General features: G+C 66.0%; 22 protein-coding genes. 14 read left to right on the top strand and 8 right to left on the bottom strand.

The window, feature by feature from the left end:
- The first annotated feature begins 306 nt into the window (after nt 1-306).
- The 4 genes from LRC39_RS11610 to LRC39_RS11625 all read left to right on the top strand — a co-directional run bounded on the left by LRC39_RS11610 (nt 307) and on the right by LRC39_RS11625 (nt 5,371).
- Nucleotides 307-2,985 (top strand): DUF1522 domain-containing protein, encoded by a 2,679-nt coding sequence (locus tag LRC39_RS11610; RefSeq protein ID WP_346297359.1) that lies wholly within the window; start codon nt 307-309, stop codon nt 2,983-2,985.
- A 68-nt stretch (nt 2,986-3,053) separates the two neighbouring features.
- Nucleotides 3,054-3,608 carry a flagellar biosynthesis repressor FlbT gene (locus LRC39_RS11615; protein WP_346297360.1) on the top strand — a complete coding sequence of 185 codons (555 nt, stop codon included), beginning with the start codon at nt 3,054-3,056 and terminating at the stop codon, nt 3,606-3,608.
- Between the two features lie 129 nt (nt 3,609-3,737).
- Nucleotides 3,738-4,484 (top strand): helix-turn-helix transcriptional regulator, encoded by a 747-nt coding sequence (locus tag LRC39_RS11620; protein ID WP_107344204.1) that lies wholly within the window; start codon nt 3,738-3,740, stop codon nt 4,482-4,484.
- Nucleotides 4,485-4,726: 242 nt separating this feature from the next.
- The gene (locus LRC39_RS11625; protein WP_346297361.1) at nt 4,727-5,371 is read left to right on the top strand and encodes a helix-turn-helix transcriptional regulator; all 645 of its coding nucleotides are present in this window, start codon (nt 4,727-4,729) and stop codon (nt 5,369-5,371) included.
- Between the two features lie 24 nt (nt 5,372-5,395).
- On the opposite strand, the gene LRC39_RS11630 is transcribed toward LRC39_RS11625, so the two are convergent.
- Entirely contained in the window at nt 5,396-6,388 is a 993-nt protein-coding gene (locus LRC39_RS11630; protein ID WP_346297362.1) for an AraC family transcriptional regulator, read from the bottom strand.
- Between the two features lie 153 nt (nt 6,389-6,541).
- On the opposite strand from LRC39_RS11630, the gene LRC39_RS11635 reads away from it, so the two are divergent.
- From LRC39_RS11635 to LRC39_RS11655, 5 genes are all read left to right on the top strand, one after another.
- Nucleotides 6,542-8,233 carry an AMP-binding protein gene (locus LRC39_RS11635; protein WP_346297363.1) on the top strand — a complete coding sequence of 564 codons (1,692 nt, stop codon included), beginning with the start codon at nt 6,542-6,544 and terminating at the stop codon, nt 8,231-8,233.
- 18 nt (nt 8,234-8,251) lie between these two features.
- A complete protein-coding gene (locus tag LRC39_RS11640; RefSeq protein WP_107344209.1) occupies nt 8,252-9,019 on the top strand; it encodes a 3-hydroxyacyl-CoA dehydrogenase in 768 nt (255 codons plus the stop codon).
- 58 nt (nt 9,020-9,077) lie between these two features.
- A complete protein-coding gene (locus tag LRC39_RS11645) occupies nt 9,078-10,265 on the top strand; it encodes an acetyl-CoA C-acetyltransferase (RefSeq protein ID WP_346297364.1) in 1,188 nt (395 codons plus the stop codon).
- Between the two features lie 7 nt (nt 10,266-10,272).
- Nucleotides 10,273-11,400 (top strand): acyl-CoA dehydrogenase family protein, encoded by a 1,128-nt coding sequence (locus LRC39_RS11650; protein ID WP_346297365.1) that lies wholly within the window; start codon nt 10,273-10,275, stop codon nt 11,398-11,400.
- Between the two features lie 279 nt (nt 11,401-11,679).
- Nucleotides 11,680-12,228, top strand: coding sequence for a cytochrome b (locus tag LRC39_RS11655; RefSeq protein ID WP_346297366.1), 549 nt, complete (start codon nt 11,680-11,682; stop codon nt 12,226-12,228).
- Between the two features lie 69 nt (nt 12,229-12,297).
- On the opposite strand, the gene LRC39_RS11660 is transcribed toward LRC39_RS11655, so the two are convergent.
- Nucleotides 12,298-14,307: a TonB-dependent receptor gene (locus tag LRC39_RS11660; protein ID WP_346297367.1), complete on the bottom strand. Its 2,010-nt coding sequence runs from the start codon at nt 14,305-14,307 to the stop codon at nt 12,298-12,300.
- A 667-nt stretch (nt 14,308-14,974) separates the two neighbouring features.
- Here LRC39_RS11660 and LRC39_RS11665 point away from each other — a divergent pair.
- The 3 genes from LRC39_RS11665 to LRC39_RS11675 are packed head-to-tail and all read left to right on the top strand — an operon-like array spanning nt 14,975 to nt 17,894.
- On the top strand, nt 14,975-16,039 hold the full coding sequence (locus LRC39_RS11665; RefSeq protein ID WP_346297368.1) for an ABC transporter substrate-binding protein: 1,065 nt from the start codon (nt 14,975-14,977) through the stop codon (nt 16,037-16,039).
- A complete protein-coding gene (locus LRC39_RS11670) occupies nt 16,036-17,127 on the top strand; it encodes a FecCD family ABC transporter permease (RefSeq protein ID WP_346297369.1) in 1,092 nt (363 codons plus the stop codon). Before LRC39_RS11665 ends, LRC39_RS11670 begins: the two co-directional genes overlap by 4 nt.
- Nucleotides 17,124-17,894, top strand: a complete 771-nt coding sequence (locus LRC39_RS11675; RefSeq protein ID WP_346297370.1) for an ABC transporter ATP-binding protein — start codon at nt 17,124-17,126, stop codon at nt 17,892-17,894. Before LRC39_RS11670 ends, LRC39_RS11675 begins: the two co-directional genes overlap by 4 nt.
- Here LRC39_RS11675 and LRC39_RS11680 read toward each other — a convergent pair.
- From LRC39_RS11680 to LRC39_RS11690, 3 genes are read right to left on the bottom strand one after another with little or no spacing between them, the layout of a single operon-like run.
- Entirely contained in the window at nt 17,889-18,518 is a 630-nt protein-coding gene (locus LRC39_RS11680) for a hypothetical protein (protein WP_346297371.1), read from the bottom strand. The two genes, LRC39_RS11675 and LRC39_RS11680, sit on opposite strands and share 6 nt — an antisense overlap.
- Nucleotides 18,515-19,120, bottom strand: a complete 606-nt coding sequence (locus LRC39_RS11685; protein ID WP_346297372.1) for a hypothetical protein — start codon at nt 19,118-19,120, stop codon at nt 18,515-18,517. The genes LRC39_RS11680 and LRC39_RS11685 overlap by 4 nt, the downstream gene beginning before the upstream one ends.
- Before the next feature lie 12 nt (nt 19,121-19,132).
- On the bottom strand, nt 19,133-19,660 hold the full coding sequence (locus LRC39_RS11690) for a hypothetical protein (protein ID WP_346297373.1): 528 nt from the start codon (nt 19,658-19,660) through the stop codon (nt 19,133-19,135).
- A gap of 599 nt (nt 19,661-20,259) precedes the next feature.
- On the opposite strand from LRC39_RS11690, the gene LRC39_RS11695 reads away from it, so the two are divergent.
- Nucleotides 20,260-20,700, top strand: coding sequence for a c-type cytochrome (locus LRC39_RS11695; protein ID WP_107355410.1), 441 nt, complete (start codon nt 20,260-20,262; stop codon nt 20,698-20,700).
- A 3-nt stretch (nt 20,701-20,703) separates the two neighbouring features.
- Nucleotides 20,704-21,378: a cytochrome b/b6 domain-containing protein gene (locus LRC39_RS11700; RefSeq protein WP_346297374.1), complete on the top strand. Its 675-nt coding sequence runs from the start codon at nt 20,704-20,706 to the stop codon at nt 21,376-21,378.
- A 29-nt stretch (nt 21,379-21,407) separates the two neighbouring features.
- Here the strand turns inward: LRC39_RS11700 and LRC39_RS11705 are convergent, their stop codons facing one another.
- Genes LRC39_RS11705 through LRC39_RS11715 form a run of 3 tightly spaced genes read right to left on the bottom strand, consistent with a single transcriptional unit; the run spans nt 21,408 to nt 24,004 of the window.
- Entirely contained in the window at nt 21,408-22,193 is a 786-nt protein-coding gene (locus LRC39_RS11705; RefSeq protein ID WP_346297375.1) for an enoyl-CoA hydratase, read from the bottom strand.
- 24 nt (nt 22,194-22,217) lie between these two features.
- Nucleotides 22,218-23,012 carry a CoA-transferase subunit beta gene (locus LRC39_RS11710; RefSeq protein ID WP_346297376.1) on the bottom strand — a complete coding sequence of 265 codons (795 nt, stop codon included), beginning with the start codon at nt 23,010-23,012 and terminating at the stop codon, nt 22,218-22,220.
- The gene (locus tag LRC39_RS11715) at nt 23,009-24,004 is read right to left on the bottom strand and encodes a CoA transferase subunit A (protein WP_346297377.1); all 996 of its coding nucleotides are present in this window, start codon (nt 24,002-24,004) and stop codon (nt 23,009-23,011) included. The genes LRC39_RS11710 and LRC39_RS11715 overlap by 4 nt, the downstream gene beginning before the upstream one ends.
- Nucleotides 24,005-24,077: the final 73 nt, after the last annotated feature.

Consider the following 24,077-nt stretch of genomic DNA (forward strand, 5'->3'; position numbering starts at 1 on the left):
CTCGTCGATCTTTCATCCATCGCCCCAACCGTCGCCGAACAAGCTGTGCGTCGCCTCGCAGTGATGAGCGTTTCCGCTCTTCGCGAAGCTCGCTTCTGATTGCGCATTTGCGCTTCCGACATCTTGGTCCGAGCCGCGCGTCACCCGTAAATCTCAGCTTACCGCCCGCACGTCCGAATGGGTGAAGGTGACGTCCATCTGGACGTTTGACGGTTCAACGATCCTTTCCGGCGCGAATTTGAAGATGCAGGGCCGACAGAAAAGTTCGGCGCAACGACACGCCATTGCCCAGAAAGGCAAACGTCCATGTCCGGTATCGTTCTTTCCAACGCCGTCCGCCAAAATCTTTCTTCGCTCCAGGCCACGGCTGACTTGCTCGCCACCACCCAAAGCCGCCTCTCGTCCGGCAAGAAGGTGAACACGGCGCTCGATAATCCGACCAACTTCTTCACCGCTGCTTCGCTCGACAGCCGCGCCAGCGACATCAACAACCTCCTCGATGGCATCGGCAACGGCGTGCAGATCCTGCAGGCCGCCAACACCGGTATCACCTCGCTGAACAAGCTGGTGGACAGCGCCAAGTCGATCGCCAACCAGGCTCTGCAGACCGTCGCTGGTTACGCCACCAAGTCGAACGTGTCGGCGACCATCTCCGGCGCCACCGCTGACGACCTCCGCGGCACCCAGAGCTTCAGCAACGCCGTTGCCAGCAGCAACGTGGTGTTCGACGGCACCGCCGGCGGCGCCACCACTGCCTCTGCGACCGACCTGCTGGGCGGCGTTGCCGTCAGCATCGCGGCTGCGACCGCCGTCACCGTCGTCGGTGCCGCCGACAACACCGCGCTCGGCAGTGCGCTGACCATCGGCACTGCCAGCGGCCCGGCGACCACCACCAGCAAGATCAGCGATCTGACCAACGGTCTGACCGCGACTGCGACCGGTCCGGCCGCCGGTGACGCGATCACCGTCAACGGCAAGACCATCACCTTCACCACCGCTGGTACGGCGAAGGCGGACTCCGAAGGCAACTACACGATCGGCCTCGATCAGGACCTGACGGCCCTGACCAAGACCATCGACGCGATGAACAACAACACGACCAACGCGTCGACCGTCACCGGCGGCAAGCTGGAGTTGCACTCGGGCACCAACAGCCCGCTCACCATCAGCGACAACGCTGGCGGCGCGGTGCTGGCGAAGCTCGGCCTGGGCGGCTCGACCCAGTTCAAGGTCGACACCGCGGCGGCCACCAGCGCGGCGGCGAACATCTCGGGCACGACCCAGCTGTTCAACAGCCACGGTGGTCTGTCTTCGACCGCGATTGCTGACGGCACCACGCTGTCGGTGAACGGCAAGACCATCACCTTCAAGACCTCCGATGCCCCGCAGGGTAACAACATTGCCACTGGCACTGGCGTTCTCGGCCGCATCGGCACCGACGGCAACGGCAACTCGACGATCTATCTCGGCAACCAGAGCAACTTCACCAACGCGACCGTGGGTGACGTTCTGACCGCGATCGATCTCGCAAATGGCGTGAAGTCGGCCTCGATCTCGAACGGCGTGGCGACGATCTCGACCAGCGCCGGCCAGACCCCGTCGTCTGTCGCCGGTGGCATCGTCACCATCAACAGCTCGTCGGGCGCCGACCTCAATCTGACCGGTCCGACCGATCTGCTCAAGAACCTCGGCCTGACCACTGCGACCGGCTCGGGCCCGCTGACCCTGACCAAGCAGCGCACCACCGACGGCACCACGCTGGGTACGCTGATCCAGGACGGCTCGACCCTGAACGTGAACGGCCACACCATCACGTTTAAGAACGCAGCGGTGCCGAGCGCTTCTGCATCGCACACCGGCATTTCCGGCAACGTCGAAACCGACGGCAACGGCAACTCGACGGTGTACCTGCAGAAGGGCACCCTCGACGACGTGCTGAAGGCAGTCGACCTCGCCACCGGCGTGCGTAAGGCGACCCTGGGCAATGCCGGCGCGGTGATCTCCACCGCGAGCGGTGCGGCCAACTCGTCGATCACCAGCGGCATGCTGAAGCTCTCGACTGGTCTGCAGTCCGACCTCAGCATCACCGGCACCGGCAACGCGATGTCGGCGCTCGGCCTGACCGGCCCGAGCGGCACCGACAGCTCGTTCTCCGCGACCCGCGGTGCGAGCGCCGGCAGCCTGAACGGCAAGACGCTGAGCTTCACCTCCTTCAACGGCGGTGCGGGCGTCAACGTCACGTTCGGTGATGGCACCAACGGCACCGTCAAGTCGCTGGCCCAGCTCAACGTCGCGCTGGCCGCCAACAACATGTCGGCGTCGATCGACAACGCCACCGGCAAGCTGACGATCTCGACCTCCAACGACTACGCTTCCCACACCATGGGCGGCAACGAAGGTGGCGTGCTCGGCGGCACTGCGCTGACCACGCTGACCTTCACGACGCCTCAGGCGCCGGTCGCGGACGTCAACGCGCAGAACACCCGCGCGGGCCTGGTCAAGCAGTTCAACGACATCCTGAACCAGATCAAGACCACGGCTCAGGACGCTTCGTTCAACGGCGTCAACCTGCTGAACGGCGATAACCTGAAGCTGGTGTTCAACGAAACCGGCAAGTCGTCGATCTCGATCCAGGGCGTCACCTTCGACCCGACCGGCCTCGGTCTGTCGAACCTGAGCTCGGGCGTCGACTTCATCGACAACAACGCCACCAACGCCGTGCTGACCAAGCTGAGCACTGCTTCGACCACGCTGCGGTCGCAGGCTTCGGCGTTCGGTTCCAACCTGTCGGTGGTGCAGGCGCGTCAGGACTTCTCGAAGAGCCTGATCAACGTGCTGCAGACCGGCTCGGCCAACCTGACGCTGGCTGACACCAACGAGGAAGCGGCGAACAGCCAGGCGCTGTCGACCCGTCAGTCGATCGCGGTGTCGGCGCTGTCGCTGGCCAACCAGTCGCAGCAGGGCGTCCTGCAGTTGCTGCGCTAACGACAACGAACGGGCCGGCGGCGGAAACGTCGCCGGCCTGTTCTTCTTCTAAATCGAGGAGAGACCAGATGCCGTTGACTGAGATGACCGAAATCCTCGCCGCCAAGTCGCCGCGGCGGAAGGGGTCATCCGGACTGAAGATCACGTTGAAGCCGTTCGAGCGGATCGAAATCGGCGGTCTGACGCTGGTCAACGGATGGACGGAATCGTCGACCTTCTCGATCGAGGGCATTGCGCCGGTGCTGCGCCAGGCCAATACGATTCAGGAAGACCGCGCCGACACCGCTCTGAGGCAGGTGTATCTGCGGCTTCAGAAGCTTTATCTGCGCCGCGATGGCGCAACCATCGAATCCTATTCAGAAGCGGCCGAGCGCCTGCTGGCGGAGATGCCGGCGGCTGCGCAGGCCGTCGACAAGGCTCGTAAGGCGATCGCCGAAGATCGGCTCTATGCCGCGCTGAAGGTGTATCGCGATCTGCTCGACGAGACCGATCCGGGTTGGTCGGCAGACGAGTCTGAACCGGCCCCGATTAAGCAGGGCACGCGCGAGGTTCAGCCCTCGGTCGAATTCGTCCGTGATCGTCGTCGCTATCGCGCGGGGCAGTCGCGCAGCCACGCAGGGTAGCCCTGCATCACCAAAAGTGGGGATGACGACTCTCTCGGGCCCGCTCTAGCTTCCCGTAAATTTACGAGGTCTCGCGCGATTCGGCTGTGCGCGGAGACGTTTCAAGAACCGGTCAGACATTCGCACATCATGTTGGGCTCGCAGCTCTCGAAGATCATCAAAGGGGTCGGCATCAGCGCCCTCGTGATCGATCGCGACGGCAAGATTCTCGAGTCCAGCGAAGAGACCGGCGCGCCCGCCACGTCGAAGGCGAAGAGCAAGCTGGGCAAGAGCTATTTCGATGCCTGCATCCGGCCGGATCGGCATTCGCTGGAGCTGCTGCGCGGCTTCAAGAGCCTCGCCGAGAAGAGCATCGACTTCTTCTCGACCGTCAGCTGGCGCGAGGAAGCCGGCGAGCGGAAGCATTTTCTGATCGTTGCGACGCCGAGCGAAGATGATCCCGACGCGATCGTGGTGCTGCACATCGACGTGTCGGTGCTGCTCGGCGGCCGGCAGGAGCTGTCGGCGCTGATGATCGGGCAGGGCGCTGCCGCCGCAGCGCAAGCGGAAGCTGCGATGATCGGAGCGGTACGCGGTGCGATCGTCGAGGCGCTCGCGGCCTCGCATGATCGCACGCCGACACTGACGATCGCCAAGCCGCCGGTCGAAGAGCACGACGTGTTCAGCGAACTGACTCCGTCGCAATTGGAGCTGCTGCCTTATCTAGCCAGCGGCAAGAGTAATCGCCAGATCGCCAAAGAACGCGATATGAGCGAGTTCACCATCAAGTCGCAGGTGGCCGGCATCATCCAGAAGCTCAACGTCGCCAACCGGACCCAGGCGGCGCTGCTGGCGATGCGCAACAGCGAAGCGCTCGGCATGCGCCGGCGCGCCTAAGCGGCGCGACGCAACAGGCGCAGGCGAGGAACGATCTTCGCCTGTTGTCGTACAATTCTTGTTCTCACACACATCGACGATTCGTCGCTGCGGATGTCGGCGAGTTCGCATGATGCGCCGCCGAGTCCTGGGTGTGGCAAATCGTCCGAGTTGATTTTCAATCGCGTCAGATGTTGTTCAACTGCGGAGTGCGGCCAAGCGTCGGTGGCGCGGCCTGGCGCAGTGGGGACGTGGTGACGATCGTGAGTGATGCTTCTCGGATCGACGACGCTGTTCGCGTCATGGTCGAGACGCTCGACGCGGTGTCGGTCCACACCGTGGTGCTCGGCGGCGATGGCCGCTGCATCAGTATCTCACCCTGCGCCGAGACGCTGCTGTCGAACGGCTCGCCGCTCACCGTCCAGATGGAGCGGCTGCGCCGCAGTAAGACGTCGAACGCGGTCGCCGAATGCCCGCGGCTCGGCGGCGCCGTCGATATCGACCACGATCTGCAGCCATGCATCGACTGCGTCACGCGGCGGAACGTCAGCGCGCCGTGCCCCGGCAGTTGCGCGATCTCGATCACCGGCCCGCACGATGCCGCTATCCATCTACGGCTGACGTCGATCGCTGCTGCGGACCAGCAGGCACTGACCGGTGCGGCCGCGATGGCGGTGATCCGGCCTTTGACGGTGCAGCATTCGGTGGAGTTACTGCCCGACATCGCCGTGCTACTCACCGCGGCGGAGCGCGACGTCGCAACCGAACTCCTTAGCGGCCGCCGGCCGGCCGAAATCGCGCAGCTTCGCGGCGTGTCGATCGGCACCATCCGGTCGCAGATCAAGCGCATCTACGCCAAGCTCGGCGTTTCCGGCCTCGTCGAATTCATCGCCCGCGCTCGGCGGTGACTCGGCCGCCGGTGAGATGATCTGTCAGCCCGCGCGGGTTTCGCGGCGGAAGGCGCCGGGGCTGCGCGCCATCCATTTCCGGAACGCGCGGTGGAAGGCGCTGGGCTCGGCAAAGCCGAGATCGGCCGCGATATCGCCGACCGGTTTTTCGTTCTCGGCGAGCCAGCGGATCGCGAGCGCGCGGCGGATCTCATCCTTGATGGTCTGGTAGGTCTGCCCCTCGGCGCGTAGCCGCCGGCGCAGCGTTGAGGCCGGGATCTTCATCTGCTTCGCCAGCGTCTCGAAGTTGGGCCACGAAGTCGGCGGCTTGGCGCGCAGCGTGGTGCGGATCGCGGCGGTGAGGGTGGCGTCGTGGCGATAGCGCACCAGGATGTTGGCCGGCGCCAGCCGCAGAAACTCCTTCAGCGCCCGCTCGGTGCGCGTGGTGGGCAGATCGAGATAGCTGGCGTCGAACGCCAGCGCGCTTTGCGGCTGACCGAACCGCACCGGCGCGCCAAAGAACGAGCGATAGTCGGCGGCCACGGCCGGCGGGCCGCAGGCGAAATCGACCCGGCGCAGCGGCAGCCGACGGCCGACCAGCCAGCAGGCGATGCCATGCACCACGATCCAGAAGGTGCGATAGGCGAAGGCCGAACGCGGCGCGGCTTTGTCGTGCAGCACGATGCGGGCGAGGTCGCCTTCAACCCGCAGCTCGCCGTAAGGATCGTCGAGCGCCACTTTCAGGAACCGCAGCGCGCGGTTTAGCGCCTGCCGCAGCGTGCCGGCGTTCAGCACCGCGTGGCACAGCAGCGTGAATGAGCCGGGCCGCATCGGCCGCCCGCCGAGGCCGAAGAACTCGTCGTCCATCGCCGCAGCGACCGCCAGCCATAGCGCGCCGAACTGCGCCGCAGACACGCGCTCCCGCACCACCTCGGGCAGGCCGGCAGCCGCGAACACCGGCCCGGGCGCAACGCCGGCCCGGCGCAGGCAGTCGGCGACTTCTTCCACGAACAGGGGCGCGATCGTCCGCCGCTCCATTCGTCCGCTCCTTCCTGAAAAGTGGCAAAACCGATCACAAATCTAGGTCATTTTGGTCCTAGAAAGCCACAGGGCTCCGCCGCTTAATCCGCGGCCGTGAATCCATTCGCGTCAGCCCCTCGTGCCAACAACGAGGGCAGGGGAAGAAACACCATGAGCAACGCCCATCCTGCGGTCGCAGCCACTGAAGATTATGCCGACGTCCTGGCACGGTTTCGCCGCGAGGACCTCGAAGTCCTGTTCGACGGCAATTTCGCGACCGGCATCAACGTCTGCATCGAATGCTGCGACCGTCACGTCGCCGGCGGCGGCACGGCGCTGGATTGGGAAAGCCAGGACGGCCGCACCGCCTCCTTCAGCTTTGCCGCGATGAAGGACTATGCGGCGCGGGTGGCCAATCTGCTGGTCGCGCAGGGCGTGAAGCCCGGCGACGTGGTCGCCGGCATGCTGCCGCGCACGCCCGAACTGCTGGCGCTGATCCTCGGCACCTGGCGCGCCGGCGCGGTGTATCAGCCGCTGTTCACCGCGTTTGGTCCGAAGGCGATCGAGCACCGCGTCAAGATGAGCGCCGCCAAGCTGGTGGTCACTGATCTGGCCAACCGCGCCAAGCTCGCCGACGTCGCCGATTGCCCGACCGTGGCGATCGTGCTGCGGCCGGGCGAGACCGCGCCGCTCGGCGATCTTGATTTCCATGCCGAGATCGCGGCGCAATCGACCGAGTTCGCGCCGGTGCTGCGCAAGGGCACCGACCTGTTCTTGATGATGTCGACCTCCGGCACCACCGGCCTGCCGAAGGGCGTGCCGGTGCCGATCAACGCGCTGCCGGCGTTCTATTCGTACATCCGCGATGCGGTCGACCTGCGCGCGGGCGACATCTTCTGGAACATCGCCGATCCGGGCTGGGCCTACGGCCTGTACTACGCGGTGACCGGCCCGCTGCTGCACGGCCACGCCACCACCTTCTACGATGGTCCGTTCACCGCCGAGAGCACCTACGGCCTGATCAAGCGCCGCGGCATTACCAATCTGGCCGGTGCGCCGACCGCGTATCGGCTGCTGATCGCGGCGGGGCCGGAAGCTGCGGCGCCGGTGAAGGGTCAGCTCCGCGTCGTCAGCAGCGCCGGCGAGCCGCTCAATCCGGAAGTGATCCGCTGGTTCGCCGAGCATCTCGCCGCGCCGATCCATGATCACTACGGCCAGACCGAACTCGGCATGGTGGTGAACAATCACCACCGGCTGCGCCACACCGTGCATCCGGGCTCCGCGGGGCTGGCGATGCCGGGCTTCCGCGTTGCGGTGCTCGACGAGCAGAGCAACGAACTGCCGCCGAACGTCCCCGGCGTGCTGAGCGTCGATCTGAATCGCTCGCCGCTGATGTGGTTCTCCGGCTATTGGCAGCAGGAGACGCCGGCGATCGAAGGCGGTTACTACCGCACCGGCGACACTGTCGAGCTGGAGCCGGATGGGTCGATCAGCTTCGTCGGCCGCGCCGACGACGTCATCACCTCGTCAGGCTACCGGATCGGCCCGTTCGACGTCGAGAGCGCGCTGATCGAGCATGCCGCGGTGATCGAGGCGGCGGTGATCGGCAAGCCCGATCCCGAGCGCACCGAGATCGTCAAGGCCTATGTGGTGCTGGCCAAGGACGTGACGCCGAGCGAGGCGCTCGCCGAGGAGCTGCGGCAATACGTCAAGAAGCGGCTCTCGGCGCACGCCTATCCGCGCGAGATCGAATTCCTGGAGCAACTCCCGAAGACGCCGAGCGGCAAGCTGCAGCGCTTCATTCTGCGCAAGCGCGACACCGAGCCGGCGGGCGCGGGCCAAGGCACTTCTTCTGCAGCTTGAGAGACGGATTAAATCGTCATGAACATTACTGATCGCGTTTTCCTGGTCACCGGCGCCGCCTCCGGTCTCGGCGCCGCCACCGCCCGCACGCTGGTCGCCGGCGGCGCCAAGGTGGTCGGCCTCGATCTGAACGCCGAGGCTGGCGCCAAGCTCGAGCAGGAGCTCGGTGCCAGCTTCCGCTTTCTCGCCACCGACGTCACCAAGGCCGAGGATGCCGAGGCGGCGGTGAAGCTCGCCCAGGACATCTTCGGCCACGTCAACGGGCTGGTGAACTGCGCCGGCGTGGCGCCGGGCGAAAAGGTGCTCGGCCGCAACGGCCCGCACAAGCTCGACAGCTTCGCCCGGGCGATCACCATCAACCTGATCGGCAGCTTCAACATGATCCGGCTCGCCGCCGAGGCGATGAGCAAGGAACAGCCGGACGCCGAAGGCGAGCGCGGGGTGATCATCAACACCGCCTCGGTCGCGGCGTTCGACGGCCAGATCGGGCAGGCGGCGTACTCGGCCTCCAAGGGCGGTGTCGCCGCGATGACGCTGCCGATCGCGCGCGAGCTGGCGCAGCACGGCATTCGCGTGGTGACGATCGCGCCAGGCATCTTCGAAACCCCGATGATGGCCGGGATGCCGCAGCCGGTGCAGGATGCGCTCGGCAAGAGCGTGCCGTTCCCGCCGCGGCTCGGCCGGCCGGCCGAATACGCCGCGCTGGTGAAGGCGATCTGTGAGAATACGATGCTGAACGGCGAGGTGATCCGCCTCGACGGTGCACTGCGGATGGCGCCGCGCTGAGGCGCGGCGTTTCCTCTATCGTCCCGATCAAACAAACCAAGATCCAGGGAGAACTCCCATGACCCACGATCCTATCGTTATCGTCGGCTCCGCGCGGACCCCGATGGGCGGCTTTCAGGGCGAGCTGAAGGACGCCACCGCATCCCAGCTCGGCTCGGCCGCGATTTCGGCCGCGGTCGAGCGCGCCGGCCTGAAGCCGGACGCGATCGACGAAGTCGTATGCGGCTGCGTGTTGCCGGCCGGTCAGGGCCAGGCACCGGCCCGTCAGGCTTCGCTCGGCGCCGGGCTGCCGCTGTCGGCGGGCTGCACCACCGTGAACAAGATGTGCGGCTCCGGCATGAAGGCGGCGATGCTCGCGCATGATCTGTTGATCGCCGGCAGTGCCACCGTAGCGGTCGCCGGCGGCATGGAGAGCATGACCAATGCGCCGTATCTGCTCGACCGCGCCCGCGGCGGCTATCGCATGGGCCACGGCCGAGTACTCGACCACATGTTCCTCGACGGCCTCGAAGACGCCTACGACAAGGGACGGCTGATGGGCACCTTCGCCGAGGACTGCGCGCAGAACTATCAGTTCACCCGCGAGACCCAGGACAACTTCGCCATCACCTCGCTGACCCGCGCCCAGGCCGCGATCAAGGATGGCTCGTTCGCGCGCGAGATCACGCCGGTGACGCTGAAAGCCGGCAAGTCGGAGATCACCGTGACCACCGACGAGCAGCCGCTGAAGGCCAAGCTCGACAAGATCCCGACGCTGAAGCCGGCGTTCCGCGAAGGCGGCACCGTGACGGCGGCGAACTCGTCGTCGATCTCCGACGGCGCCGCCGCGCTGGTGCTGATGCGCCGTTCGGAAGCCGACAAGCGTGGCCTGAAGCCGCTCGCGGCGATCGTCGGTCATTCCACCCACGCCCATGAGCCGGCGCTGTTCGCCACCGCGCCAATCGGTGCGATCCGCAAGCTCGGCGAACGCACCGGCTGGAATCTCGCCGACGTCGATCTGTTCGAGGTCAACGAGGCGTTCGCGGTGGTGGCGCTGGCGGCGATGCACGATCTCGGCCTGCCGCACGACAAGGTCAACGTTCATGGCGGCGCCTGCGCGCTCGGCCATCCGATCGGCGCCTCCGGTGCGCGCGTGCTGGTGACGCTGCTGGCGGCGCTGGAGAAGTACGACCTCAAGCGCGGCATCGCCTCGCTGTGCATCGGCGGCGGCGAAGCCACTGCCGTCGCCGTCGAGCGGCTGTCGTGAGCGCATCATGATCCTCAACGAACTACAGACCCAGATCCGCGACACCGCCCGCGACTTCGCGCGCGAGCGGCTCGCCCCGACCGCGGCGGCGCGTGATGCCGCGCATGCGTTTCCGCGCGCCGAACTGACCGAGATGGGCCAGCTCGGCTTTCTCGGCATGCTGGTGCCGGAAGCCTATGGCGGCTCGGACACCGGCATGGTGGCCTACACCCTGGCGCTGGAAGAGATCGCCGCGGGCGACGGTGCGTGCTCGACCATCGTCAGCGTGCATTCTTCGGTGGCGTGCATGCCGATCCTGAAATTCGGCACCGACGAGCAGAAGCAGCGCTTCCTGCCGAAGCTCGCCAGCGGCGAATGGATCGGCGGCTTCGCGCTGACCGAACCGCAGGCCGGCTCGGATGCCTCGAACCTGCGCACCACCGCGCGCCGCGACGGCGATGCCTACGTCATCAACGGCGCCAAGCAGTTCATCACCTCGGGGCAGAACGGCCAGCTGATCATCCTGTTCGCCGTCACCGATCCGTCGGCCGGCAAAAAGGGCATCACCGCCTTCATCGTGCCGACCGATACGCCCGGCTATGAGGTGGTGCGGGTCGAGGACAAGCTCGGTCAGCATTCGTCCGACACCTGCCTGCTCGCCTTCAACGACATGCGGATTCCGGCCGACCTGCGGCTCGGCGCCGAAGGCGAGGGGCTCAAGATCGCGCTGTCGAATCTCGAAGGCGGCCGGATCGGCATCGCCTCGCAGGCGGTCGGGATGGCACGCGCCGCGTTCGAGGCGGCCCGCGACTACGCGCGCGACCGCGTCACCTTCGGCAAGCCGATCGTCGAGCACCAGGCGGTGGCGTTCCGGCTCGCCGACATGGCGACCCGCATCGCGGCAGCGCGACAGATGGTGCTGCACGCCGCCAGCCTGCGCGAAGCTGGGCTGCCGTGCCTGACCGAAGCCTCGATGGCCAAGCTGTTCGCTTCCGAGACCGCCGAGGCGGTGTGCTCCGCGGCGATCCAGACGCTCGGCGGCTACGGTTACTTGAAGGACTTCCCGGTCGAGCGGATCTATCGCGACGTCCGCGTCTGCCAGATCTATGAAGGCACCAGCGACGTCCAGCGCATCGTGATCTCGCGCAATCTGTAAAGTAGTTCTGTTTCTGCCGACTACGAGCGGCGTTCGGGAGACCCGCAAAGGGGTCAACATCATGGGGAGGAGGCGCAAAGCGCCTTCTCGCACCATGTGCCGCGCGCGATCGTCTTTCCATTTCGGCAGGCAGCCTCGCATCTTGGTGTCGGCGGTTCACCGGACGCGGCCTGAATACCCATCGTACAGCATGAATTGACACTCCCGCGGACCCGCGCTAAACACAATATCAATACCGTACGTACGGTATTGATATTGTGTGACGGATTGAGGACTGCGATGGAGACGACAGCAGCCGCGCAGGAGCGCTACACGCGTGCGGCGATCTTTCTGCACTGGTGCATGACTGCAATGATCGTCGGGCTGATCGGCCTTGGCTTCTACATGGGACAGCAGCCGCCTTCGCCGGAGAAGTATGCGCTCTACGATCTGCACAAGTCGCTCGGTGTCGTGACGGTGCTGCTGCTGTCGGCACGCTTCATCTGGCGCGCCGCCAATACGCCGCCGGAGTTGCCGACAGCCTATTCGCAGCTACTCCGCACCGCCAGCCATCTCGGGCACTTTGCACTTTACGTGCTGATGTTCGCCGTGCCGGTCAGCGGCTGGGTGATGAGCGCTGCCTATGGTCGACCGGCGTCGCTGTTCGGCGTGCCGATTCCGCCGCCGGTCGCCAAGAGCGAGGATCTCGCCGAACTCTGGGGCACGATCCACTTCGCTCTCGGATCGGCGCTGGCGCTGGTGATCGCGGGGCACACGATGTTCGCGCTCAAGCATCACTTCATCGACAAGGATGGGCTGCTGTGGCGAATGTGGGTCCGATGCCCCTGAGGACCCGCAGCGGAGGCGGACCGTCCAACGCCGCCGGACGGTCCGTCTCCCATCAGACGCGCCTTGTCGTCAGAAGGTGTGGGTGAGCCGGGCAGTGAAGTTGCGGCCGGGCTCGAGCAGCGGGTTGTACATCGACTGGCTGTACGACCGGTTCACATAGGTCGACGCGCTCGCATACGAGGTGTCGAAGATGTTCTGCAGGCTGAGATGCAGCTTGGTGTCGCCGAGGCGGCGCGACACCAATACGCCGAGATCGAACGAGGCGTAGATGCTCGGCACCGCATAGCCACCGGTCGGATATTCCTGCGCGGTGTTGATGCGGGTCTTGGCCGACGCCCAATCCACCGCGGCACCGACCGCGTAGCCGGAGCCGACCGGCGCGTATTGCACGCCGACGCGTCCTTTCCAGGGCGCGATGAACGGCAGCGGCGCATCGGTGTCGGTGTTGGTCGCCTGCAGCCACGCGGCATTGCCGTGCAGGTTGAACGACGACGTCGCCTGCCAGCGCCACTCGGCTTCGACGCCGTTCACGGTGGCATGGCCGACGTTTTGGCTCTGCGTCACCGATGTCCCGTTATAATTGACGAACACCGACTGCAGGAAATTCGCGTAGTGGCTGTCGAACGCCGTCAGCTTGAAGGTCGCGGTCGGAAAGTTGAGCTGGAATCCGCCCTCGTAGGTGAGGCCGGTCTCCGGCTTCAGCTCCGGATTTGGGATCGAGGTCGCCGAGAACGCGAACAGCTCGGAATTGGTCGGATAGCGATAGGACGTGCCGACCGAGGCGAGCAGATCGAGGATCGGAGTCACGTGTACGGTGGCGCCGATGCTGCCGGTCGGCGCGGTGGCGGTAACGTCGCTGTTCTGCCGAAGCACCGCGAGGGCGCGGGCCGAACTCACCGGAGACAGCTCCGATGTGGTGTTGAACCAGTCGAACCGGCCGCCGGCCGACAGAGTCAGCATATCAATCGGCTTCCACTCGTGCAGCATGAACGCGCCGGCATTGGCCTGGGTGTTGTCCGGGCCGGTCTTGAACTCGGGTGTGACCGTCGAGCTCGTCGCGGTCTGCCGAACCGACCACGACGTGCTGCCCGGCCGCCATTCCTGGAAACCGTCGAAGCCGAACGTCGTCTTGAGCAAGCCCCATGGCGCCGGATCCCACGGAATCACGCCTTGCACCCGGCCGCCGATCACCAGCGGGCCGCCGACGTGGCTGACCGAGGAGGTGACGACGCCCGGCGTCGCGGTGTTCACGGTGGAAAGCTTGGTGTCGAAGTAGTTGGCGTAGAACGAGCCTTCGACGTGCTGGACCAGCTGATCGGTGAAGTCGCCGGCGTAGGACAGCTTCGCCATGTGCACTTGGTTTGGCTGCTGCCGCACCTGCATATAAGGCCAGCCCGGTGCGCCGCCGACGCCGCCGGCGCGGCCATCTTCTTCCCAATAGTCGCGCAGCGTCAATTCAAAGCGCTGGTTGCTGGTCGGCGACCAGCCGAGCCGCAGATTGCCGCCGATGCTCTCATAATCGCTGTTGAGCGCGGGGCCGCTCGGCGTGTGATAATTGCCGCCCTTGCGATAGCTGACGCCGCCGAGCACGTCGAAGCCCATGCCGGCCGCCTGCGCCCATTCATAGGTGCTGAAGCCGTTGTCGACCGAGCTGTAACCCGCCGAGAACCCGCCATGGGTGACGCGCCACGGGCCGAACGGATCGACCTGGGGACGGCGGGTGACGACGTTGACGAGCCCGGTCATTGCCTCGGAGCCGTACACCACTGAGGCGGGGCCGCGCACCACCTCGACCCGCTCGATCTCTTCGGGGGCAAAGTAATTGAGCTGCAGCGTGTTGCGGCCGCGGAAGCGGTCGCCGTCGATATACATCGGCGAGCGCCAGTTGTTGGACGAGAAGCCGCGCAGATAAATCTGGCCGCCGATGCCGCCGGCGCGCGCGATCGATACACCCGGCACGTTCTGCAGGATATCGAGCAGGCTGGTCGGGCTGGTCTGTTCGATCTGCGCGTGATCGACGACGGTGATGCTCTGCTGCGCGGTGTGTGGAATTCCGGGTTGCGGAAGCTTGCCACCCATCGGCTTGAGCGAATGATCTGAGGTCGCTACTGCGGCCTGCTGAGCCGGCGCAGGCTTTGGAGCTTGCGCCGCGGTGCGGCGGGCGCCGCGGCCATCGCTCGACCTTGTTGCGCGCTGCGGCTTCGGTGGATTTGCCGATTCCACGCGCACTTCCGGCAACACATGGCGCGCGCGCGGTGTCGATGTGTCGGCGGTCTGCGCCCGCGTCGCGGTGCTCGATCCCGCCGTCATCGCGCAGGCCAGTGCGACGCTCAGTCCGCAGCTGGAAGCAAGAAGTCGGCTCCGTGCGGATTCGCGCGTGAATGCCCGTTGAATCATTTGGTGGCGTCCCCCAGTTCACGATTAGTGAACGGGTCCTTATCGAGTCGTCACTTCGATCACCACCATCCCCACGTTAGCGTGGCGCACGATTACCACCGTGTGCAGGCAAACTTCGACACATTACAAAATGGGATGTCTGTTTCGTTACGCGCGCGATTAGTAACGCGCGCAACCGTACCGACCCAATCTTGAGAGATTCTAGTTTCGAGGACGGCGTCGCGCGCGTCATCGCGGTGTTTTGGTTTTGCGTTCTGAGATCGGCCGCCTATGAACGGCATGCCGTGTAGAGGCAGATCAGGAGGAGCGCTGTGAGGTCGTCAACGTGATGCTGTCGTCATTGCGAGGGATGAGACCGGCGATCGCCGTGGTGATCGGCGTCGCGGCAATGGCCGGTTCGTCTCGGGCCGCTGAGTTGACCGACCAGCGCGGACGGACCGTTGCCGTCACCACACCGGCGCAGCGTGTGGTGTTCTTGCCGATGCCGGCGCCGTCGACCTACATGGCGATCGATCGTTCGGCCGCGCATGTCGCCGGGATGAATCCGGCATCGGCCACAGCGATGCGCGCCGGGATTCTCAGCCGGATCTTTCCGTCGTTTGACCAGATCCCGACCGGGATTACGCGCGGTGCCGGCGTGGTGCCGAATGTCGAGGCGATCATGGCGCTGCATCCGGACGCGGTGCTGCAATGGGCGACGTCGGGCGATGAGCCGATCGCGATGCTCGATCGCGCTGGCCTCACGGTGCTGGGGCTGCGCTACGGCGGCCAGGACGAGGTCGAGGGCGCGATCCTGATGATGGGACGGCTCGCAGGGCAGGAGGCGCGTGCAGGCAGAATCGTCGAGCGATTGCGGCAGCGGCAGGACGTGCTCGCGACAACGTTCAGGGCAACGCCGGATGCTGAACGGCCGCGGGTGCTGCATTTGTCACGCGCCTCGGATTCGTTCGCCGTCGCCGGTCGCGACACCTACACGGATTTCGTGATCCGGACTGCGGGCGGTCGCAACGCAGCCGGGGAGGTCGGCGGCAGCCGCACCGTGACGCTGGAGCAGCTGCTGGTGTGGAATCCGGATGTCATCCTGCTCGGTAATTTCGATACGGCGATGCCGGCCGACCTCTATGGCGATCCGCGTCTGCAGGGCATTGCGGCAATCAAGCAGCACCGGGTGTATCGTGTACCGCTCGGCGGCTATCGCTGGGATCCGCCGAGCCACGAGTCGGCGCTGGCGTGGACATGGCTCGCGAAACTGCTGCATCCGGATCGGCTCACGACCGATCTGCGCACCGAGATGCGGGACTGGTACAGCTTCCTCTACAATCACATGCTGGCCGATGCGGAGATCGACGCCATTCTGCAGACACCGCAGAACAGCGCGTCCGCCGGCTACGCCCGATTTTCGGTCGCGCGATGAGTACGCTCGACACGGCCGCCGTGCGACCCGGACATCCGACCGCGACATCTTTGATAGCCGCCGCACTCGTTGTGCTGCCGATCGTGACGGCGCTGCTCTGTCTGTCGGCGGGCCGCTACCACGTGCCGGCCGCGCATGTGTTCGGCATTCTGCTGCACGAGCTGTTCGCTTCGTTCGGTTTCGATGCAGCGAACTGGCTGCCGGCGGGGTGGGGCGCCGCGAGTTGGACTCCGACGGAGCGGATCGTGGTCACCACGGTGCGGCTGCCGCGGGTGCTGATGGCCGGCATTGCCGGCGCGGGGCTGGCGCTGTCCGGCGCGGTGCTGCAGGGCATGTTCCGCAACCCGCTGGTCGGTCCGCAAACCATCGGCGCCGCATCCGGCGCGTCACTCGGCGGCGTGGTTGCGATCTTGTTGTTCGGCTTCGGCCTGCCTGTGCATCTCGGCGCTTTCGCCGGTGCCGCAATCGCGCTCGCCGCGGTGCTGATCGTTCACCGTGGCGACGGCGTCTCGCCGGTGCTGACGCTGGTGCTCGCCGGCGTGGTCATTGGCGCGTTCTGCAGCGCGCTGGTCGGGTTCGTGACCTTCATCGCCGATCCCGAAGTGAAACTGCCCGGCATCGTGTTCTGGCTGCTCGGCAGCTTCGCGGCATCGAGCTGGCCCAACCTGGCGCTGCTGGCGACGTGTACCATCCTGGGCGGCGGCGTGATGCTGGCGATGCGCTGGCGCGTCAACGTGCTGTCGCTCGGCGACGAGGAGGCGCGCACGCTGGGCGTCGAGCCCGGACGCGACCGCGTGATTCTGCTCGGCGCTACGTGCCTCGCGGTCTCGGCGCAGGTCGCGGTCTCCGGAACGATCGGTTGGGTCGGCTTGGTGATCCCCAATCTGGTGCGCATGGTGGTCGGGGCGGATCATCGCCGGCTGCTGCCGGTGTCGGCGGTCGCGGGCGCCGCCTTCCTGATGGCGGCCGACACGCTGGCGCGCGACCTGTCGGCAGCTGAAATTCCGGTCGGCATCGTCACCGCGATCGTCGGCACGCCGGTGTTCGCCTGGCTGCTGCGCCGGCATGCAAGAGGGCAGACGACATGATCCAAGTGGAGCAGGCGGGGCATTGGTTTCGCCCGGAGCAATGGCTGTTTCGCGATCTGTCATTCGCGATCGCGGAAGGTGAAGCCGCCGCGATCCTCGGGCCGAACGGCTGCGGCAAGACCACGTTGCTGCGCGCGCTCGCGGCGACGCTGGTGTTGAAGCACGGCCGGATCAACGTCGACGGCATCGTCGGCGTGGTGCCGCAGGCGCTGCGCGGCGATGTCGGCTATCGGGTGATCGACATGGTGCTGCTCGGGCGCAGCCGCTATCTCGGCCGCTTCGGCGCGCCGGGCCGCCGCGATCTCGCCCGCGCCGAAGCTTGTCTCGATGCTGTCGGCATCGCCGATCTCGCCGAACGCCGCTACGACCGGCTCAGCGGCGGCCAGCGCCAGCTCGTGCTGTTCGCCCGCGCGCTCGCCGGCGATTGTCGCGTGCTGCTGCTCGACGAGCCGGCCTCGGCGCTCGATCTTGCCAATCAGGGCGTGGTGCTGCGGCTGATCCGGCGCCTGGTGCGCGACGACGGCATGACCGTGGTGTTCACCACGCATCATCCCGATCATGCGCTCGCGGTTGCCGACAAGGTGCTGATGATGGCCGGCGAGCCGGTGTTCGGCCCCGCCGATCGCGTGCTCGACGAGGCCAATCTGGCGCGGCTTTACGGCGTGCCGGTGCGCCGCGTCACCATCGAAGCGGATGGCGAGCGCATCGAGACGACCGTGCCGGTGCACCGGCTGACGGGCGTCGATGCGCCGCCTCCGCGGCTATGATCGCGCGGTGGCTTGCGCCCAGCGCAGGAAGCCGTCGAGAAACCGCGTCGTCGCCGGCATGAACCGGCTGCCGTGGTGATAGAACGGATCGAGCGTTGAGACGATCAGCCGGCCCGGCATGGTGACGCGATCATCATAGAGCAGCGCGCCGCCGGGATCGCGGCCGTCGCGATCGTCCGGCACGGTGACCAGAGCCTGCGCGCCGTCCGGCGGAAACAGCACACCGTGGATGTGCCAGATCGTCGACTCCGCCGGGACGTAGCTGAAGATCTCGTGATCGGGCGCGACGATCTGGTGCGGCGGCTTCTGCGCAGGATCGAGCCACCACCAGAAGTTGGTCGGCCGTCCGGCGCTGCGCACGCCGGGCGCCCAGGTCTCGGCCTCGCTCTCGCCGAGCACCACCAGCGTCTTGCCGCGGGCGAGAAAGTCGGCCAGCAGCGGCTGGTGACGGCGCATCACATCGGGATTGGTGCGATCGGGGATGATCAGCAGATTCGGTTCGGCGAGATCGTCGGCGGTCAGCGCCGGCGCGTAGATCACCCGGTCGAAGCGGTCGCGGAAACGGTCGCCGAATATCGTCTCGTGATGATAGTACGTGCCGCTATCGAGCACTGCGACGGTCATGAGCGTGCCTCCACCAGCCAGGACATCAGCTGCGGCAGCAGGCGACGGCTCGAATCGTCGCCGCCGAAGCTCCACAGATCATTGCCGCCGTGCATCAGCACCTCGCCGCGGCCGTGGCGATAAATGAAGTCGAGCGGACGCGCCTCCGGCCCCATCGTGTGGATCACGGTCGCTCCCTCCGGTGGGCGATGCCAGGCATGGCCGTAGAAGCCGGCGACGCCGCGCCGGAAGATGAGATCCTCGAGCGCCACGCCGTCCCAGATCGGATGCGGCTGTGCGCGGGCGATGGTCAGATCGCCGAGGCTGCCGCCACCGAGCGGCTGCACCGGCGACAGGCCGGGCAGGAACGGGTGGGCGATATGGCCGCTGACGACGGCGATGCCGCCGGCCGCGACGTAATCGCCGAGCAACGCCGCGTTGGCCTGCAGGAAACGCTGGTCCATATGCATGCCGATCAGCAGCGCATCAGCGCCGTCGAGCAGCGCAGCGTCGAGGGCGTAGAGATCGACATCGCGGATAGTGCAGGGCAGACCTTGGAGCCGTTCTGCCCAGCCGGCCGATGAGGTCTTGTGGCCGCAGGAGAACCGGATGATGGTTTTCATCGCGTTCTCCGATTACAGCCGGTCGAACAGCGCATCGGGCGACGTGGCCAGCACGTCCGCGGCGACGCTGCGCTTCAGCGCGGAGAGTTCGACATTCTCCGCATCGCTCCGTGCCGCGCCGCGGCCGATCAGTTCGAAGAACCGCTCCGGCACCGCGCCCTGACGCAGCGCGACGCCGACAGTCTGCTCACCCGCCGAAACCCGCCAGCTGTAAGACATGTCGGCGCCCGGACACAGCCGCGCCTGCGGCAGCGAGCGGTCGACGGTGTAGACGCCGCGCGTCACCGCGCGCGTCACGAATTCGAAAGCGTCACGTACGCCCGGACCGGGATGACCGCTGATCACGCTGATCTCGGAGCGTCGTAGCGGTCGCTGCGGCGACAGCGTCGGCAGCATCAAGCGTAGCGCCTGAAACGTCACTGCGAGCATCGCCAGCGCGCTCTGGCCGTGATACGCGGCGACCATATCGAAATGAATGTCGATGAGATCTTCCTCGCCCTCGATGGTCAGCATCGGGCGGATCTCGGCAGGTGTCGTCATGATGAGTCTGTCTTCTCCGGCGTAAGTCACGCGAGATATCGCTTCGCGTAACAACAACGCCGGACGGGCGGCAATCGCTGCCGCTCGCGTGACGCGTGCAGCGGGGCTTGCGAATGCGCCTAACTACTTCGCCGAACACATCTCTTCGGCGTATTTAGAATTGCCAGAAAGTCGCAAGTGCCGAGAGCAGAGTGGCGTGTGTTGGTGCGTTACGTACCAAATGCGTGAATGTGCTCGACCTCGAGCGGCGCACGCCTGCGACAATGACGCACATGTCATCAGCGGATCAAAAGATCGATCCGGGTTAGCGTGGTCTGACCGCGTGGGCTGCTGTCCCAATCTTTAGCCATTGCGTCCATGTCAGGGCAGGTGTTCGTCGTTGGTTCTTCCCGATCGTTTGCGGCGGCGATGTCGCATCGGTTAAGAGATCGGGTGGGGGCAGGAGAATCGCGGTCGCTGCACTCCCGGCTCTGTGACGTTGTCACCGCAACGTCAGGTTGATTGTGGGAGAACAGCCGCGATGGAAGCGACTCACCAGGATGGGTGAAGCTGCCGGTCGGCGCCTGCGGCGACCGGAACGATCGAAAGGACCTGCAAAGATGAAATTGAGAATTGCTACTATCGCCGGACTGGTTGTGCTGGGCAGCGGTTTCGCGGTCGCGCAGACCGACGCCATCGCGCAGCGCAAGGCGATCCTGAAGCAGATGGGCGAGGCCACCAAGCCGATCGCTGCGATGCTGAAGGGCGAGGCGAAGTTCGACCAGGCGGTAGTGCAGAAGTCGCTGGCGGCGATCGCAGACGACTCGAAGAAGCTGCCGGCGCTGTTCCCGGCCGATTCCAAGACCGGTGGCGACACCGCGGCGCTGCCGAAGATCTGGGAAGACAAGGCGAAGTTCGACGACCTGTTCGCCAAGCTGGCCGCTGCGGCCACCGCGGCGCAGGGCACGATCAAGGATGAAGCCTCGCTAAAGGCGAACATCGGCGGCGTGCTCGGCAACTGCAAGTCGTGCCACGACGACTTCCGCGCCAAGAAGAGCTAAGACATGAACGAAGCGAGCGTCGTCGCCTGGGACGGGCCCACGCGCGTCTTCAAGTGGGCGCTCGTCTTCGTCGTCCTCGATGGCTGGATCAGCAACACCTATGGCGGGGCCTATCCCGCCTGGCACAAGCTCAACGGCTATACCGCGCTGGTACTGATCGTCTTCCGCATCCTGTGGGGCTTCGTCGGCGGTTCGACCGCACGGTTCGGCAGCTTCGTGGCGATGCCGGGCAGGGTGCTGGCCTACATCGCCGACAAGAAGAAGTTTCTCGGCCACAATCCGCTCGGCGGATGGATGGTGGTGGCGCTGCTGGCGCTGGTGTTCGCGATGGCGATCAGCGGGCTGTTCTCGGCCGATGAAGATCGTCTGATCATCGAAGGACCGCTCGCCAAGACCGTGGCTGATGCCACTGTCGACACCGCCGCGCTGTGGCACCGCCGGATCTTCACCGCGATCGAGGTGTTCGTCGCGGTCCACGTCGCCGCCAACGTGATCTACGCGGTCACCAGCCGCGAACCGCTGATCCAGGCGATGATCACCGGCCGCAAGCCGGCCGACAGCTATGCGGATATGCCGACGGCCGTGCCCGGCCCCTGGGGCAGAGCATTCGCCTGCCTGCTGGTGGCAGCGTTCGTGGTGCTGGCACCGATCTACGTGATCGCGGGACGGCTGCTGTAACGCGTGCGGAGCTTAAGCTCCGCGACGTCTTACCGCCCGCACCACACCGGCTGGCGCTTCCCAAGGAAGGCATCGATGCCTTCCTTGGCGTCTTCCGCCTGAAGATTCTTCGCCATCACCTGACTGGTGTAAGCATAGGCATCCGCCAGCGACAATTCGGCCTGGCGGTAGAACGCCTCTTTGCCGATCGCCAGCGTCAGCGGGGACTTGCTCGCGATCTGCCGCGCGAACGCGAGGGTGCGTTGCTCGAGCTCGGCGGCGGGAACGACCTCGTTGATCAGGCCGAAGCGGAACGCAGTTTCGGCGTCGATCAGATCGCCGGACAACAGCATTTGCATCGCGTGCTTGCGCGTCAGATTGCGCGACAGCGCCACCATCGGGGTCGAGCAGAACAGGCCGATATTGACACCCGGCGTTGCGAACCGCGCATCGTCGGCGGCGAAGGCGAGATCGGCGCTGGCGACCAGCTGAGCGCCGGCGGCGGTGGCGACGCCGTGGACGCGCGCGATCACCGGCTTCGGCAGGTGAACGATCGCCTGCATCACCTCGGCGCAGGCGGCGAAGAGGCGGTCGACATAACCCGGATCGTAATTGCCGGCGCGCAGCTCTTTCAGGTCATGACCGGCGCAGAAAGCCGGGCCGGAGCCGGCGATGATCAGCACCTGCACGCTGGCGTCGGCGGCGATGTCGGCCAGCGCCCCGCGCAGAGCCTCCAGCATGCCCTGCGACAGCGCGTTGCGCGCCTGCGGCCGGTTCAGCGTCAGCGTGGTGACGCCGTCATCGTCGGCGCGCAGCACGTAAGGAGTGTCGGTCATCGGAAGTCCTCTTTGTCGGGCGCGCTAGTGCTTGCGCAGCGCGCCGGTCTCATCGACCTTGCGCAGGTTGGCGAGCTCGGTGGCGGTCGGCTCGGCAATCATGCGGGCGGTGGGCGACACCTTCAGGTCCCAGCCGGTGTGGGCCTTGATCTCGTCGACGCTGGAGAACGCGAACCAGCCGTCGAGCTGGAATTCCTTGGTCTCCGGATCGGGACGCAGGATGCCGAGCGTGGTGATGATCGCCGATGGTCCGCCGCCGACGAAGCCGAACCGCTCGCGCGCATTGCCGCCGTCGAGATAGCCTGGCGAACTCAGATAGGTGACCTTCTCGGCAAAGCGCTTGGGTTCGTGCGTCACCATGATAATGAAACGCTTGGCGCCGCAGGCGATGTCGTTGGCGCCGCCGGCGCCGGGCAGGCGGATCTTGGGCGGGCGATAGTGGGGGCCGATGTCGTCGTCCCAGATGCCGGTGGTATTGACGTTGCCGAACTTGTCGACCTGCGCCGCGCCGATCACGCCGACGTCGCATCGCCCGGAGGCGACCAGGAAGCCGAGCGCGTCGATCGCCGAGGTGAAGCTGGTGGCGTTGGTGGAGATGCGGTTGCACTCGATGCCCCAAGGCAGGCCGCCGACCGGCGTCGCGCCATAGACGCCGCCTTCGGTCATGGTCCGCAGATGCGGCGCATGATTGGCCTGGGCGAAGTAACCGGCCAGCATCGACAGGCCGACGCCGAAGATCGCCAGCTCGCCGTCCTTCACTTCGCGCCCCGTGGCGATCGCCATCATCTCCTGGCGGGAATAGTCCAGTGTCTCGCTCATGCTGCGACCTCCTGGGCGGACAACGCGGCCACCTCGTCGGGCGGCAAGATCCAGCGCCGATACGGATCGAGCAGGAAGCTGGTGGTGCTGTTGCGCAGCTCCGCGATCTTGTCGCGGCCGATCATGTCGAGATAGCTGTCGATGTCGTGGTAGCTGGTAACGAAGTCCCGGATGTAGGCGGCGGTGCCCTCTTCGCCGCCGAGCGCCTTGTTCATGAACTTCATGTGCGCTTCGTCGACGTCGTACATGCCGGGCGAGCTCTGCGGCCAGGCTGCGAACGGCCAATGCACCACGGCCTCGACCACGAGATCCGGAATCCGCACCAGGTTCGGATATTGCCGGATGCAAGCGGTGTCGACGATCGCATCCGCAATGATGATCACCTTCTTGGCCGCACGGGACAGCTCGACCCGGCTCCATTCGGTGCCGAGCATGATCGCGTTGCCGTACGGATCGGCGAGGGTGACGTGGATCGCCGCCAAATCCGGCTTCAGCGGGCTGAACGCGCCGATCTCGCGGCCGGTGAACGGATCGACCACGGTCGGGATCTTGTGCTTGCTTGGATAATCGTCGGGCGCGAACGCGCTGCGATATTGCAGATCGGAGCCGATGTTCACGGTGGCCGGGACGAACGGCCAGTTCAGTGCGCCGCCGAGCAGTCGCAGCGGCAATCCAAGGTTGGAGTAGTCTTCGAGCGCCATGTGCCCGCTCTCGACCGCGCGGCGCAGGCCGTTGGCGAAGCCGAACACTTCCAGGGCCGAGAAGCCGCATTCCGCCTTGGTGACCACACCGGCGGCGGCCAGCAGGTTCAATTGCTGACTGTTGCAGTGAAAGATCGCGTGCAGGTCGCGCCGGCCTTGGCGCAGCAATTCGCGTCCAAAGATGATGGCGTCGGATCCGATCGGCAACGCAGCGCCGCTCGCATACTGCATACCGTCCCAGCTATAGCGTCGCACTGCCTGTTGCAGCGAGATCAGCCTTGTCTGCGCCATCTGCTCCCCGATGTGGCTCGTGTCGTTGCCGGTGTTATGTCGCAGTTGGATCGTTGGTGGAAGTCGTCATCAC

It is taken from the genome of Rhodopseudomonas sp. P1, assembly GCF_039642825.1.
In the GTDB taxonomy this organism is placed as follows: Bacteria; Pseudomonadota; Alphaproteobacteria; order Rhizobiales; family Xanthobacteraceae; genus Rhodopseudomonas; species Rhodopseudomonas palustris_H.